This is a genomic window from Flavobacterium fragile (assembly GCF_023634865.1).
Lineage (GTDB): Bacteria > Bacteroidota > Bacteroidia > Flavobacteriales > Flavobacteriaceae > Flavobacterium > Flavobacterium fragile.
Genome location: NZ_JAMLJN010000007.1, coordinates 51,876 through 66,664 on the forward strand (window position 1 = coordinate 51,876; position 14,789 = coordinate 66,664).

Sequence of the window (14,789 nt, forward strand, 5' to 3'; positions counted from 1 at the left end):
AAATGACAGTAGAAGCACTTATTAATAAAGTAAAGCAATCGGAAATACTTTCTTTTGCTGAGGTCATCGCAACCATCGATGCCAACTATTCTTTTACACCTTCCTTTTTTAAAAATGGGGATGTTGTAAATGAAGAAAATCAAAATAATGGCTCTTGCAAGGTGTTTTCATTTGCTAAAATTCATAAATTGTCAGAGAAAGAAACTCTTTTTCTTTTTGGTGAACACTATCAAAAAGTACTTGAAACACCAAGTGATGCTGACCATCAAAACATTCGAAATTTCATTAAATTTGGTTGGAACGGAATCGCATTTGAAAAAGAAGCACTTTCGTAGTGTTTTTCTTTTTCATCGAAATGACAACTGAAAAATAAAAAATATTTATACCTTTGTCGTTCAATTATATAAGCCAAAATAATAGAGTTCAAAACTAGTATTCTGAATTCTAATTTCTAAATTCTAATTTTTAAAACTATGCGTTGGAATCCAAAATCTAAGCCAAATCCAGAAAAAGTACAAGCCATTCAGCAAGCACTTCAAGTCGATGAAATCATCGCAAAATTATTAGTTCAACGAGGAATCGAAACCTTCGAACAAGCCAAAACCTTTTTCCGTCCCACTTTAGTTGATTTGCATAATCCGTATCTCATGAAAGATATGGACAAAGCCGTCGCGCGAATTGAAAAAGCCATTGCTAACAACGAAAATATCTTAGTTTTCGGTGATTACGATGTCGATGGTACAACCGCTGTTTCCTTAGTTTCGAGTTATTTACGAAGTTTTTATCCAAATGTTGCGACTTACATTCCAGATAGATATGCCGAAGGTTACGGCATTTCCTACATGGGAATTGACTATGCCGAAGACAACGATATTTCCTTAATCATCGCTTTGGATTGTGGTATCAAATCGATTGACCACGTAAATTACGCCAAAGCAAAAAACATCGATTTCATCATTTGCGACCATCACCGACCAGGCGATATTTTACCCGATGCGGTTGCGGTTTTAGATCCAAAACGTGAAGATTGTTCATACCCGTATGACGAATTGTGTGGTTGTGGTGTTGGATTCAAATTGATTCAAGCTTTAGCTGAAAATCGAAATCAAACGATTAACGATTTAGTGGAATATTTAGATTTAGTCGCAACAGCAATTGCTGCAGATATTGTTCCGATTAATGGTGAAAATCGAGTGTTGGCGAAATTTGGTTTGGAAGTGATTAATTCGAATCCGCGACCTGGAATAAAAGCGCTAATTCAAAATGTAAAGAAAAAAGTGTTGACAATTACGGATGTTGTCTTCATAGTCGCACCAAGAATCAATGCAGCAGGAAGAATCAAGCACGGAAACGAAGCGGTTGCTTTATTAACGGAATACGATTTAGACCAAGCGGAACAATTTGCATCCGAAATTGAACAACATAATTCCGACAGAAAAGAATTAGACAAACAAATTACCAAAGAAGCCTTATTGCAAATCGAAGAAAATAACGAACAAAACCGATTTTCAACTGTCGTATACCAAGAAAACTGGCACAAAGGTGTTATCGGAATTGTGGCTTCAAGATTGGTAGAAAATTACTATCGCCCAACCATTGTTTTTACGAAAAGTGGCGAAAAATTAGCAGCTTCGGCACGTTCTGTGAAAGATTTTGACGTGTATAATGCGTTGGAAGCGTGTGCTGAACATTTAGAGCAGTTTGGTGGACATATGTATGCTGCTGGAATGACGCTTTTGGAAGAAAACTACGAAAATTTCAAAAATGCTTTCGAAAAGGTTGTGCAAGAAACCATTCATCCCGATTTGTTGATTCCAGAAATTTCATACGATGCCGAAATCGAATTATCCGAAATCAATCCGAAATTAATGCGATTATTAAAACAATTCGAACCTTTCGGACCTGAAAACATGACGCCATTATTCTTAGCGAAAGGATTAACAGATTCAGGTTATGCGAAAACATTAGGTTCCGATAACGAACATTTGAAAGCATTTGTAAAACAAGGAAATTCAGAATCTTTTGGAGCAATTGGTTTTGGATTGGGAAATAAATTAGACGTGGTTGCTAATAAAAATAAATTCGATGCAATTTTTTCTTTAGAAGAAAACGAATGGAAAGATACTGTAACTTTGCAATTGCAATTACGCGACATTAATGCTTCAAATGGCTAATAAAGACCCATTTTCATCTTTACGAATACCCGAATTTCGCTGGTTTTTAGCTATGCGATTGTTTATTGTCTTGGCTTGGTCGATGCAATTTGTATTGATTGAGTGGGAAGTGTATCGCATCACAAAAGACCCATTATCATTGGGATTAATTGGTTTGATGGAAATCATTCCAGCCGTAAGTATGGCGTTGTTTGCTGGACATATTGTAGATCAAAATGAGAAGAAAGGCTTGTTAATCAAATGTTTTTCTGGATTAGCAACAATCAGTGCTTTGATGTGTTTAATAGTGCATCCGAATTTCATCGATTCTTTTTCAAAAAATACCATTTTATACGGAATCTACGCCCTAGTTTTTGTGGGCGGAATCATTCGTGCATTTTTAATTCCTTCTGTTTTTAGTTTATTGGGATTGATTATTCCTAAAAAAGAGCAACCAAATGCGGCTACATGGAGTAGTTCTACTTGGCAAGTGGCGGCTGTAATTGGTCCAGCATTGGCGGGATTTGCAATTGGTTGGGTTGGTGCTTTTTGGTCGTTGGTTTTTGTGGTTTTTTGTGTGATTATGGCCTTAATTGTGCTAACACAAATTGAAAGAAAACCGATTTTAAATCCAAAATTAGGCGAACCTATTTTCAAAAGTTTGAAAGAAGGATTGTCTTTTGTATTTAGTTCAAAACCTATTTTGAATGCTATTTCGCTTGATATGTTTGCTGTTTTATTCGGTGGAGCCGTTGCTTTATTGCCCATTTTTGCACAAGATATTTTAAAAGTAGGTTCGGAAGGATTTGGAATTTTAAGAGCAGCTCCGGCTATTGGTGGTTTGCTTACGATGTTAATTGCGACATCCATTCCATTGCATCAAAAAGCAGGTAAAAAGTTATTATTAGCTGTTTTCGGATTTGGAGTTTGTATTATCGTTTTTGGAATATCCACTAACTTTTGGTTATCAGTAGTAGCTTTATTCTTGAGTGGCGTAACAGATGGAATTTCGGTAGTTATTCGACAAACCATTCTTCAGATTTACACACCCGATCACATGAGAGGACGTGTGTCTTCTGTGAATTCAATTTTCGTAGGTTCATCTAACGAATTAGGTGCTTTTGAAAGTGGCTTGGCATCCAAAATTATGGGAGTAGTTCCAGCAGTTGTTTTTGGTGGCATGATGACCTTAGGAATTGTGGGAATTACAGCTGTAGCTTCACCAAAATTCAGAGAATTAGATATCGAAAAAGATTTGGAAACAATTTAGTTTTTGAATTCTTTTAATTCCATTTTTTCGCCATCAAAAACGCCATAGGTAAAGTAGCCAATCCAGTCGCCTAAGTTTACGTATTTAGAATTTTCTTTTAATTCAATTTCTAAAGGTAAATGACGATGTCCAAAAACAAAGAAATCATAGTGTTTGCTTTCTAGTTTTCTTTTGCAATATTGCACTAACCATTCATTATCTTCTCCTAAATATTTTACATCTTCTGCTCCAGAAATCAGTTTGTTTTTTACCGATAAATATTGGGCTAATTTTACTCCAATATCGGGATGTAACCAACGGAATAACCATTTCGAAAACGGGTTGGTAAACACTTTTTTCATTCGTTTGTAACCCATGTCACCAGGACCTTTTCCATCGCCGTGTCCGATTAAAAATATTTTTCCGTTAAAGTTAAATTCTTGATTATCATGATAAACCGGGATGTTTAATTCTTTTTGAAAATAATCCTTCATCCACAAATCATGGTTTCCAACGAAGAAATAGATAGGAATACCGGAGTCTTTAATTTCGGCTAATTTTCCTAAAACTCTTATAAAACCTTTTGGAACAACAGTTTGGTACTCGAACCAAAAATCGAATAAATCGCCAAGTAAAAAAATGGCTTCAGCATCGTGTTTGATTACATCAAGCCATTGAACAAATTTTTGTTCTCTTGGAAAGCTAATTTCTGGTGTTGGTGCCCCAAAATGCTGATCGGAAGCGAAATAGATTTTAGATGTAGATTTCAATACAAATAGTATAAGTTCATTGCAAAATTATATAAATTTTAATGAAATTGATAAATATTTTACATCAAAAAGTTTGTCACTAAATAATAATTACTATTTTTGAAAATTAATCAAACCTTAATACTTTTTTAACATAATGAAAAAACTATTACTTTTTTTTATGTCATTTTTCACTTTCTTTGCTTTTGGACAGCTGTCTGAAGGTTTTGAAGGTGCATCTTTCCCTCCTACGGGTTGGGTTGTAGACGATAACGGCATTGGAACAGCTCAAGATTGGGCTAGAACTAGTGCTACTGGATTTGGCTGGGTATATCAAGGGACTTATTCTGCTACGGTAAACCGAGACAATGGGGTTACTTCTCCCGGTCTAGCTCAAGATTATTTGATAACACCTCAAGTCACAGTTCCAACCAATGGGCAAGTGAGATTTTATGGTAGGTCAGCTTCGGCTGGAGAGCAGGGAAGTATTTATAAAGTTATGCTTTCAACAACAACTCAAGACAGAGCATCTTTTAATATAACTTTGGGTACGTTCAATGAGTTGCAAATGAATGAATTAGGTTTCCAGCAATTTGTTTTACCATTGACTGCGTATGTTGGTCAAAACGTATATATTGCCTTTGTAATGGAGGTAAATAATGGATTAGGTGATAGATGGGTTATTGATAATGTAAATATTGATCAACAATGTTTTGCTCCAACGGCTTTAGCTGCAACTCCATTAGGAACTTCGGCAAATTTATCGTGGACATATACAGGGCCTGCTACACAATTTGAAATTGAGTATGGTCCTGCTGGTTTTACACAAGGAACGGGTACTATTGTTTCTCCTGTTAGTAATCCTTACACTTTAACAGGGTTGAGTCCATTAACAGGATATACTTATTATGTAAGAGCAATTTGTTCAGCCGATAATTTAAGTCCATGGTCAACTTCTAAAAATTTTACAACAACCGCTCTTCCGCCAGTTTGTGGCGGGAATTTTGTTGATTCAGGAGGTGTTTCAGGAAATTATGCTTCTAATGAAAATATTACAACTGTAATCTGTCCAACAAATCCAGGTGAGCTTGTCACTGTTACATTTACTTCTTTCAATACTGAGTCAGGTTTCGATGTTTTGAGAATTTATGATGGTAATAGTATAACGGCGCCACTTTTAGGTACATACTCAGGAACAGCATTGCCTCCATCATTTACATCAACTTCTGCTGATGGTTGTTTGACATTTAGATTTACTTCTGATGGTTCAGTTGTTAGAGCTGGATGGACTGCCAATATAACTTGTGCGCCAGCACCTACTTGTCGTAAACCGACAAATATTCTAGTGTCTGGAGCAAACTCATCTTCAGCTTCAGTTTCATGGGTTGATGTTGCGGGAGCTTCTCAATGGGAAATTATATGGTTGCCTGCTGGTTCTCCTGCTCCAGGTCCAGGTGCAACTCCAAATGCAATAACAAGTAGTAATCCTTATTTGATTACAGGATTGAATTCTGCAACAAATTATGTGGTTTACGTTAGAGCTATTTGTGTTCCAGGTGTTGATGTTAGTGAATGGAGTGCTGTAACACCATTTTCGACAACTCCAAACTTTTGTGCTGGAGATGCCTTCACTGATCCAGGAGGACCTACTGGTCAATATGGTAATAGTGCAAATGTAACTACTACAATTTGTCCAGAAAATCCTGGTGATGTAGTCATGGTAATCTTTAACTCTTTCAATCTTGAAAATAACTTCGATAACCTTAGAATTTATGATGGTAATAGTACTGCAGCTCCTTTGATAGGTACTTATACAGGGACAAATTTACCACCTCAGGTTATTGCTAGTTCTGCCAGTGGTTGTTTAACATTTAATTTTACCTCAGATGGTTCTGTAACTCGAGATGGGTGGAATGCTTCTGTAATATGTGGACCACCACCTGCTTGTACACAACCTACAAATTTAACGGTAACTAATATTACTCCAAGTGGAGCTACTATTGGTTGGACAGAGACAAATCCTGGTGTAACTAGTTGGCAAGTCGTAGTTCAGCCTGCTGGAACTGGTTATCCTAATGCTTCATCAACAGTCATAAATGTTTCTACTAATCCTTATACAATTACAGGATTGAATCCTAACTTATCATATGAGTATTATGTGTTGTCAAATTGTGGAGCTACTGATGGATTAAGTTTTTGGAGTGGTCCAGTTAGATTTAATACTCTTTTTGCTGGATGTAATGGTTCAACACCTGCAGGTAATGAATGTGCTGTGGCGCCACCTGTTTGTAATTTAGATGGGTATTGTGGAAATACTTCAGGTACATATACTGATAATTCATGGCCAGCATTAGACACAGCATTCTGTGGATCTATTGAGAACAATTCATTCTTAAGTTTTCAAGCAGCTTCAACTTCTATTTCCTTGGCTGTAAATGTTGGTAACTGTACTAACGGAAGTGGAATTCAGTTTATGATATTTTCAACTACAGCATGTGGATCTGGAGCTGTAACTAATTTGGGATGTTTTGGTAACATGAATCCTGGTTTAAATAATTTAACTTTTAATGGTTTAACACCAGGTCAAAATTATTTCTTAATGATTGATGGATTTGCGGGTGCAATTTGCGACTACTCAGTAACAGTAACATCTGGTGGTTCTACAACAACTGATGTTGTTTTAACTCCTCAGAATCCAACAATGTGTATGGGTCAAACATTAACTTTAAATGCAACAGGAGGTAATGGAGTTTATAATTGGTCTCCAAATACTGGATTAAGTGCAGTAACAGGTACTTCTGTTGTTTTCACACCACCAGCTCCAGGAACTTATACAATTGTTGTTGAATCAACAGATACAAATGCTTTATGTTCTACACAAAGTTCAACAGTTATTACAGTTCTTGACGTATTAACTCCAACATTTACGACTATTACTCCAATATGTTCAGGTGCTACTGCTCCAGTTTTACCTACAACTTCAACAAATGGTGTAACTGGTACTTGGTCGCCTGCGACTGTAAGTAATACAAACTCGGCTACTTATACTTTTACACCTACCGCTGGTCAATGTGCTGTACCAACAACTCTTGATGTAATCGTTTTAGATCAAACAGTTCCATCATTTATTGCGATATCACCATTTTGTTCAGGCTCACCAGCACCTACATTAAATACTACTTCTAATAATGGTATTACTGGTACTTGGTCACCTGCAATTGTTGATAATTTAAACTCAGGAACTTATACATTCACGCCAGATGCAGGCCAGTGTGCGACAACTACCACAATGTTTGTAGAAGTTTTAACAAATTGTACTTTTAATTCACTTGCAACAGCTGTTTGGATTGAAAATTGTACAAATACTAGTACAGATGGAGATTTCTTTAATATTACAGGTTCGGGCACTAATTTGATTGGTGTTTCTTCGAATGTTTTCCCAAGTAGTAACCTAGGTAATTATGTTCAAAATTCTGGAAATTTAATCTTCAGAGGGGCAGAATTAAAATCATTTAAAACATCTACTTCAAATGTTTGTAGTGCTAGATTAAATTATAGAATTTATGAAGCTTCAGCAACACCAGGTGCATTTACGGTTCTTAATTTACCGTTATTTGATACTTGTAGTGCAGGAACTTTCCCTACAGGAGGAGTTTGTAACGCTGGTGATCAAAAATGGCAAGAAATCTTGAGTGATTCAGAATCACCAATAAATTTGACCACTTTAGCTCCAGGTGATTATATAATTGAAGTGTTTTTTGATTTGACTGGAGACAACGATAATGCATCACAATGTGATGATATAATATTTGTAAATAATAATGGGGCAAATTATTTAGCTACTTTCTCGATTCAAGGAAATCCAACATTTGCATCTACTAATCCAACCTCTTGTATTGGAACAGAAGGTTCAATTACAATATCTGGATTTACTCCAAACGTTTCTTATGGTATCACTTACACTGACGATTTAGTTGCAGTGGGTCCTTTAAATGTTATCGCTAATGCTAGTGGACAAATTATATTAACTGGTTTAAATGCAGGTGTTTATAGTAATTTTGTTTTCCAAGTTAATGGATGTACATTTACTAATTCAGCTCAAATTACTTTAGTTGATCCTATTTACACACCTACTTTTTCTCCAATTGGACCATTCTGTGCTGGTGATACAATAGTTTTACCAACAATTTCAATTGAAGGCTTTACTGGAACGTGGAATTTGCCAGTTGATAATACGCAAACGCAAACTTATACTTTTATTCCGACAGCTGGACAATGTGCTCAAAACTCAGCCCCATTTACAGTAGTTGTTAATCCAGCACCTTCAGTAACAAGCTTAGTTTCGAATTCTCCTATATGTAATGGACAAGATGCTATCTTTACTGTTACAGGAACTCCTAATGCTACAATTATTTATAATATTAATGGAGGAGCAAATCAGAATGCTACAGTTGATGCTAGTGGTCAATATGTTCACACTATTACTAGTCCTGCTGCTAATGTTACATTCAATTTGTTGGACATAGATAACGGCGCGTGTAATATTCCATTAAGTTTATCTCAAACTGTTGTTGTGACACCTCTGCCAACTGCTACATTAACAGTTGTAGATTCTAATATTTGTATTGGTTCTGGAAATGCAGAATTTACAATTAATGGAACTTCAAATGCTGTAGTTACTTACAATATAAATGGTGGAGCAAATCAAACAGTTACATTAAGTACATCTGGAATCGCAACTATTACGGTTACTTCACCAACATCTGATGTTACTGTTACTTTAACAAATGTCAATTCAGGTCTTTGTGATAGAGTTATTACTGGACAATCAGGAACTGTTGTTGTTACTTCTATTCCTATTCCTGCTATAAATGTAACACAAACTCCTATATGTTCTAATCAAACAGCTGCTTTTACTGTTACTTCTCCTGTAAATACACAGTTAAATTTCCCAACTGATTTATTTATTTCAGAAATAACAGATCACACTACTGGTGCTCTTACTTATGTAGAAATTTACAATGGAACAGGTAATACGGTCGATCTATCAAATTACAGATTAAAAGTTTACACAAGCTTAACAGGTGCACCTAGTTGTGATTTGTTATTAAGCGGAACGATTGCAAACAACGATGTTGTTGTTGTAAAATTAAGTTCAAGTGCAAATCAAGGAGGAGTTGTTCCAGATTTAACTTTCACTACATGTGCCGGTGTTAATAATAATGATAGTATTGTTTTGACTACTAGTGCTGGAGTTGAATTAGATAACTGGGGTGTTAATGGTACTGTATTTACACCTGGTGGTGGAGTTGGTTACAATTACAGAAGAAATATTTCAGCTGTATTACCTTCAATGACGTGGAATCCTGCTGACTGGAATGTAATTGATTGGACTACTACCGCTCCCAATCTTCCAGATTATTCTGATGTTGGTTTCTACAGTTTATATGTTACAAACTTTAGTTATACCTTAAGTGACGGTGTTAATACAACTACTCAATCTAGCGTTAATTTCACTAACGTGGCTCCTGGAACCTATACTTTAGTAGCGACAGATTTGATTACAGGTTGTATATCTAATCCATTAACATTTACTATTAATCCATTTGTTAACACTAATCCAATAACAACTTTTACATACTCAACGCCAGTATGTATAACAAGTTCTTCAATTTTATCACCTGATACTTCTGTTACTGGATTTACTACTGGAGGATCTTTCAGTTCAACAACAGGATTGTCAATTAATCCTACAACTGGAGTTATTGACTTATCAACGAGTGCTCCTGGAACTTATGTTGTAACATATAGTGTTTTGGCTAACAGTTCTACTTGTACTAATGCGAGTAGCAGTCAGTTTACTCTTGTAATAACTCCAAGTACTACTCCTACATTTACTCAAGTTGATGATTTATGTTTAGGAGCTATAATTACTTTGCCTACAACTTCAGCAGAGGGTATTACAGGTGTGTGGACTCCATCAAATGTTGATACAACTCAAATAGGTGTTATTACCTATACTTTTACTCCAAATGCTGGTTTCTGTTCTGATACAGCAACAATGGATATTAGAGTTTATGGCTGTGAAATTCCAAAAGGTATTTCACCTAATGGAGATGGGAAAAATGATTCATGGGATTTATCTGGATATAATATAAGTAAAGTCGAAATATTTAATAGATATGGTACTATGGTCTATAGCAAATCAAATTATTCAAATGAATGGTTTGGACAATCTGATAACGGAAATGAATTACCTGACGGTACATATTATTACGTAATTAAATTCAATGATTTACCTTCAAAAACAGGTTGGGTATATATTAATAGACAACAGTAATTATATAAGCTGCTACTTATGTAGCAGCTATTAAATAAAAAGTTAATAATGAAGAAACTATTTTTTGCAATAATTGGAGTAGTAGCCTTTTCGGCAGATGCTCTTGCACAACAAGATCCACATTATACTCAATATATGTATAATATGAGTATTATGAATCCTGCTTATGCTGGAAGTAAAGAAAACCTATCTATGGGTCTTTTATACAGAAAACAATGGGTTGAGATCGAAGATGCTCCTACAACAGGAACTTTTTTCGGTCATGCGCCCGTAGGTAAAAATGTAGGATTAGGTCTATCTTTCATTAATGATAAGATTGGTCCAGTAGAAGAAAATAATGTTTATGGAGATTTTTCTTATACAATTAATTTAGGCGGTGAACATAAGTTAGCTTTTGGAATAAAAACGGGGCTTACTTTTCATCAAGTAGGTTTGTATAGTGATATAAATTATACTCTTCCGCAGCAAGATGACCCAGCTTTTAGCGAAGATGTTAATAATATTTATTTTAATTTTGGTTCAGGGCTTTTTTATTATACTAATAAATATTACATCGGACTTTCAGTTCCAAATATGTTAAAATCTAAACATTTAGACATCAGACGTTCAGGAAATGATGTTCAATTTGGATCTGAAACTTCTCACTATTTTCTAACAGGAGGTTACGTATTTGATATTAATCAGAATGTTAAATTTAAACCATTTTTTATGATGAAGTCTGCTTTTAATGCGCCAACTTCTTTAGATTTATCAACTAATTTCTTGTTTAATGAAAAGTTTGAAATAGGAGCAACTTACAGACTTGATGATAGTTTTGGGGCTATGGTAAATTATGCAATTAATCCAAATTTAAGAATTGGGTATGCATATGATCATATTGTTTCCGACTTGAAAGTTACTACCCCTTCTTCGCATGAGATTATATTGTTATTTGATTTAAACTTCCCGAAGAAAGTATCAAGTTCGCCAAGATTCTTCTAACCCAATTAAACATGAGTACAATGAGAAATTTATATTTAACATTAAGTTTTGTGATGGCTAGTGGAATTATTAGTGCACAAAATCAATATACTAAGACTGCTGACAAGCTATTCAATCGATTTGAATACGTTGATGCAGCTAAAGAATATTTAATATTAGCAGAAAGTAAATACGCTGATAGCTATATCTATAAACAATTAGCCGATAGCTATTACAATGTTTTTAATTCAAAAGAAGCAGCTAGATGGTATGCTAAAGTCGTAGAAGAAAAGCAAGACGCTGAGACTTACTACAAATATGCACAAATGCTTAAAGCAGAAGGAAATTTTGTAGAAGCAGATAAACAAATGAAACAATTTGCTCAATTGGCACCTAATGATCAAAGAGCAAAAACTTTTATGAGTAATCCAAATTACTTACCAAGTTTAAAAAGTCAAGTTAAGTTATACGACGTTGCTAAATCTGATATAAGTAGTGATAAAACAGATTTTGGAGCTGTTTTAACAAACGATAATAATTTCTATTTTGCTAGTGCTAGAAATACTTCAAAAAGAAGCAGTAATTTCAATGAAGAGCCTTATTTGGATATCTATAAAGCTACCTACAATGAAAATGGAACCATTAGTGATGCTGTAGCTTTAGATAATATAAATACTAAATGGCATGATGGTCCTGCTAGTATTTCAAGTGATGGGTCTATAATGTATTATGGTAGTGAAAGTTTCAATGAGAAAGAATTTACTAAAGACAAAGTCAAAAATGCAAAATATGGTAAAATTTACCTGTATAAAGCTACTAAAGATGGGGATAAATGGACAAACGCTAAGCCTTTACCGTTCAATAGCAAAGAGTATGATGTTAGAAATCCTAGTATAAGCAAGGACGGTAAAACATTATTTTTCTCGTCAAACATGCCAGGAGGTTTTGGAGGTGAAGATATTTGGAAAGTTAGTGTAAATGGTGATGAGTTTGGTACGCCAGAAAACTTAGGTGCTAAAATTAACACTGAAGCAAATGAAAGTTTTCCTTACATTACAGATGATAATGTTTTGTTCTTTTCATCTAATGGAAAAACTGGTTTTGGTGGTTTAGATGTTTTTAAAATCGATTTGAAAAAAGGATCAGACCCTATTAATGTTGGAGAGCCTGTAAATACAAACAAAGACGATTTTGCTTTTTCCTACAATACAACGAAAAAAGTTGGTTTCTTTTCTAGTAATAGAGAAGGTGTAGATAATATTTATAAAGCAGATCCTGTATGTAATGTTCAAGCTTTAGTTCGTGTTAAAGATGCTAAAACTGGAAAAGTTATCGAAGGTGCCACTGTTATTGTAGTTGATGAAAAACAAAAAACAGTTTCAAATCAAACTACAGCTTTAAATGGAGAAACTTTAACGGGTGTTATGTGTTATACTTCATATAGCGCACAAGTGTCTAAATCAGGATACGAAAGTGGTGTGTTTCAAGTTGCAAAAGGTGAAAATGAACAAGTTGTGGTTGAGGCTTTACTTAACCCGATTATGCCTATCATCACAGAAAAAGAAGTTATTTTACAGCCAATTTTCTTTGAATTCAACAAAAGTAATATTACTGCAGAAGGTGCAGCTGAGTTAGATAAATTAGTTGTAGTAATGAATGAGCATCCAAATATGGTTATTTTTGCAAAATCGCATACTGATAGCAGAGGTAGTGATAAATACAATATGAATTTATCTGATAGAAGAGCTAAATCAACGGTTCAGTATTTAATTAGCAAAGGAATTGCGAAAGAAAGAATTTCGGGTCAAGGATTTGGTGAAACTGAACCTAAAGTAGTCTGTAAGCCATGTACCGAAGAACAATATGCTCAAAACAGAAGAAGTGAATTCTTAATTGTTAAGAAATAATATTTAGGTTTTAATTATAAAAAAATGTCCTCAATTTGAGGACATTTTTTTTATTCATTATCTGACGCAAACCATTCAGCAAAAGACGTTTCAGTTTCTTGTAATCTGAGAGAGTGTAATTTGATGTTTTCAGGAAGTAGTTTTTTTATTTTATTAGAAAAATCCACTACCATATTTTCACTTGTTGGTTGATAATCTACTAGTATAACTTCATGACCACGTAGCTCAAGCTCTTTAGCTAGTTCTATATGTGGAGTGTTTTTATTGAATACTGTAGCATGATCAAAAACATCAACTATTTGTTCTTTAACGATTTTTTTTAAATCTCCAAAATCTATTACCATCCCATATTTTACATTGGATGGATCTGTTATTGGTTTTCCAATTACCGTAACGGATAATTTATAGCTATGTCCGTGAACATTTTTGCATTTACCATCATAACCATAAAGCGCATGGCCAGTTTCAAAACTAAATTGTTTAGTTATTCTTATGTATGACATAATTTTATTTTAATTTTTTTTCTTTCTTTTTGGCTCTGTAATACAAAGCATATGCAATTCCGGCTAATACAATAAAAGGGATAAAGGAACCTATTAAAACGCCAATTTGATATTGATTATCGGGAGCTTCTTTTAGTTTTTGCTCCACATTAACTTGTAAAAAAAAGATTAAACTTTTCATTTTTTAAATTTTTCTAATGCTGTTTTTGTAAAATCAGATAATACTAACCTACCAGATATAGCCGCCCGCTCATATAGTAATGTGTCCCAATAATCTGTTCCTTCCCAAAGGATTTTTTTTATCTCCAATAAAGCTTCTTTGTTATAACCTGAAATTTCTTTAATATAGTTATCTAATCTATTATCTAATTCTTCTGTAGAATCAAATATTTCAGTATATAATCCTTTTTCTAATGCCCATTCGCCAGATTTCCAAACCGTAGGATTCAATGTCATTTCCGACATAGCTATTTTGCCTATTTTTCTAGTTACAGCTGGTTCAATCACAAATGGCCCTATTCCTATCGCGATTTCTGAAAGTTTAACAGCGCTTTCTTTTTTGGCAAACGTATAATCACATGAAGCTGCTAATCCAACGCCACCGCCAACAGCTTTGCCATGTATCCTACCAATAATTAATTTGGGACACTTTCTCATAGCGTTAATTACATTAGCAAAGCCTGAAAAAAAGCGACTTCCCTCTTCGTAATTAGAAATTGAAAGTAATTCATCAAATGAAGCACCTGCACAAAAAGCCCCATCTCCGGCACTTTTTAATACAATTATGGATATGGAATTGTTTTTCCCAAGAGCATTAAATTCGTCAGTAAGTTGTTGCAACAAATTACTTGGAAACGAATTACTAGAAGGATGATAAAAAGTAACCGTTGCAATATTTTTTTGAATTACGGTTTCAATAGTTCCCATT

General features: G+C 34.5%; 10 protein-coding genes. 6 read left to right on the forward strand and 4 right to left on the reverse strand.

Annotation, left to right across the window (positions count from 1 at the left end; all coding sequences use genetic code 11):
• The first annotated feature begins 2 nt into the window (after positions 1 to 2).
• From NAT47_RS09345 to NAT47_RS09355, 3 genes are all read left to right on the forward strand, one after another.
• Entirely contained in the window at positions 3 to 335 is a 333-nt protein-coding gene (locus tag NAT47_RS09345; RefSeq protein WP_250582145.1) for a HopJ type III effector protein, read from the forward strand.
• A gap of 138 nt (positions 336 to 473) precedes the next feature.
• Complete coding sequence (gene recJ / locus NAT47_RS09350) at positions 474 to 2,174, forward strand: single-stranded-DNA-specific exonuclease RecJ (RefSeq protein ID WP_250582147.1); 1,701 nt, start codon at positions 474 to 476, stop codon at positions 2,172 to 2,174.
• Positions 2,167 to 3,423 carry an MFS transporter gene (locus NAT47_RS09355; protein WP_250582149.1) on the forward strand — a complete coding sequence of 419 codons (1,257 nt, stop codon included), beginning with the start codon at positions 2,167 to 2,169 and terminating at the stop codon, positions 3,421 to 3,423. The genes recJ and NAT47_RS09355 overlap by 8 nt, the downstream gene beginning before the upstream one ends.
• Here the strand turns inward: NAT47_RS09355 and NAT47_RS09360 are convergent.
• Positions 3,420 to 4,172 carry a UDP-2,3-diacylglucosamine diphosphatase gene (locus NAT47_RS09360; RefSeq protein WP_250582151.1) on the reverse strand — a complete coding sequence of 251 codons (753 nt, stop codon included), beginning with the start codon at positions 4,170 to 4,172 and terminating at the stop codon, positions 3,420 to 3,422. The two genes, NAT47_RS09355 and NAT47_RS09360, sit on opposite strands and share 4 nt — an antisense overlap.
• Positions 4,173 to 4,332: 160 nt before the next feature.
• Here NAT47_RS09360 and NAT47_RS09365 point away from each other — a divergent pair, with 160 nt between their 5' ends.
• From NAT47_RS09365 to NAT47_RS09375, 3 genes are read left to right on the forward strand one after another with little or no spacing between them, the layout of a single operon-like run.
• Positions 4,333 to 10,491, forward strand: a complete 6,159-nt coding sequence (locus NAT47_RS09365) for a fibronectin type III domain-containing protein (RefSeq protein ID WP_250582153.1) — start codon at positions 4,333 to 4,335, stop codon at positions 10,489 to 10,491.
• Between the two features lie 48 nt (positions 10,492 to 10,539).
• On the forward strand, positions 10,540 to 11,472 hold the full coding sequence (locus tag NAT47_RS09370; RefSeq protein ID WP_250582155.1) for a PorP/SprF family type IX secretion system membrane protein: 933 nt from the start codon (positions 10,540 to 10,542) through the stop codon (positions 11,470 to 11,472).
• A 20-nt stretch (positions 11,473 to 11,492) separates the two neighbouring features.
• The gene (locus NAT47_RS09375; RefSeq protein ID WP_250582157.1) at positions 11,493 to 13,358 is read left to right on the forward strand and encodes an OmpA family protein; all 1,866 of its coding nucleotides are present in this window, start codon (positions 11,493 to 11,495) and stop codon (positions 13,356 to 13,358) included.
• Positions 13,359 to 13,408: 50 nt separating this feature from the next.
• On the opposite strand, the gene NAT47_RS09380 is transcribed toward NAT47_RS09375, so the two are convergent.
• From NAT47_RS09380 to NAT47_RS09390, 3 genes are read right to left on the reverse strand one after another with little or no spacing between them, the layout of a single operon-like run.
• Positions 13,409 to 13,861 carry a 6-pyruvoyl trahydropterin synthase family protein gene (locus NAT47_RS09380; protein ID WP_250582159.1) on the reverse strand — a complete coding sequence of 151 codons (453 nt, stop codon included), beginning with the start codon at positions 13,859 to 13,861 and terminating at the stop codon, positions 13,409 to 13,411.
• Between the two features lie 4 nt (positions 13,862 to 13,865).
• Positions 13,866 to 14,042 (reverse strand): hypothetical protein, encoded by a 177-nt coding sequence (locus NAT47_RS09385; RefSeq protein ID WP_250582161.1) that lies wholly within the window; start codon positions 14,040 to 14,042, stop codon positions 13,866 to 13,868.
• Positions 14,039 to 14,788 (reverse strand): enoyl-CoA hydratase/isomerase family protein, encoded by a 750-nt coding sequence (locus tag NAT47_RS09390; protein ID WP_250582163.1) that lies wholly within the window; start codon positions 14,786 to 14,788, stop codon positions 14,039 to 14,041. The genes NAT47_RS09385 and NAT47_RS09390 overlap by 4 nt, the downstream gene beginning before the upstream one ends.
• Position 14,789 lies beyond the last annotated feature (1 nt).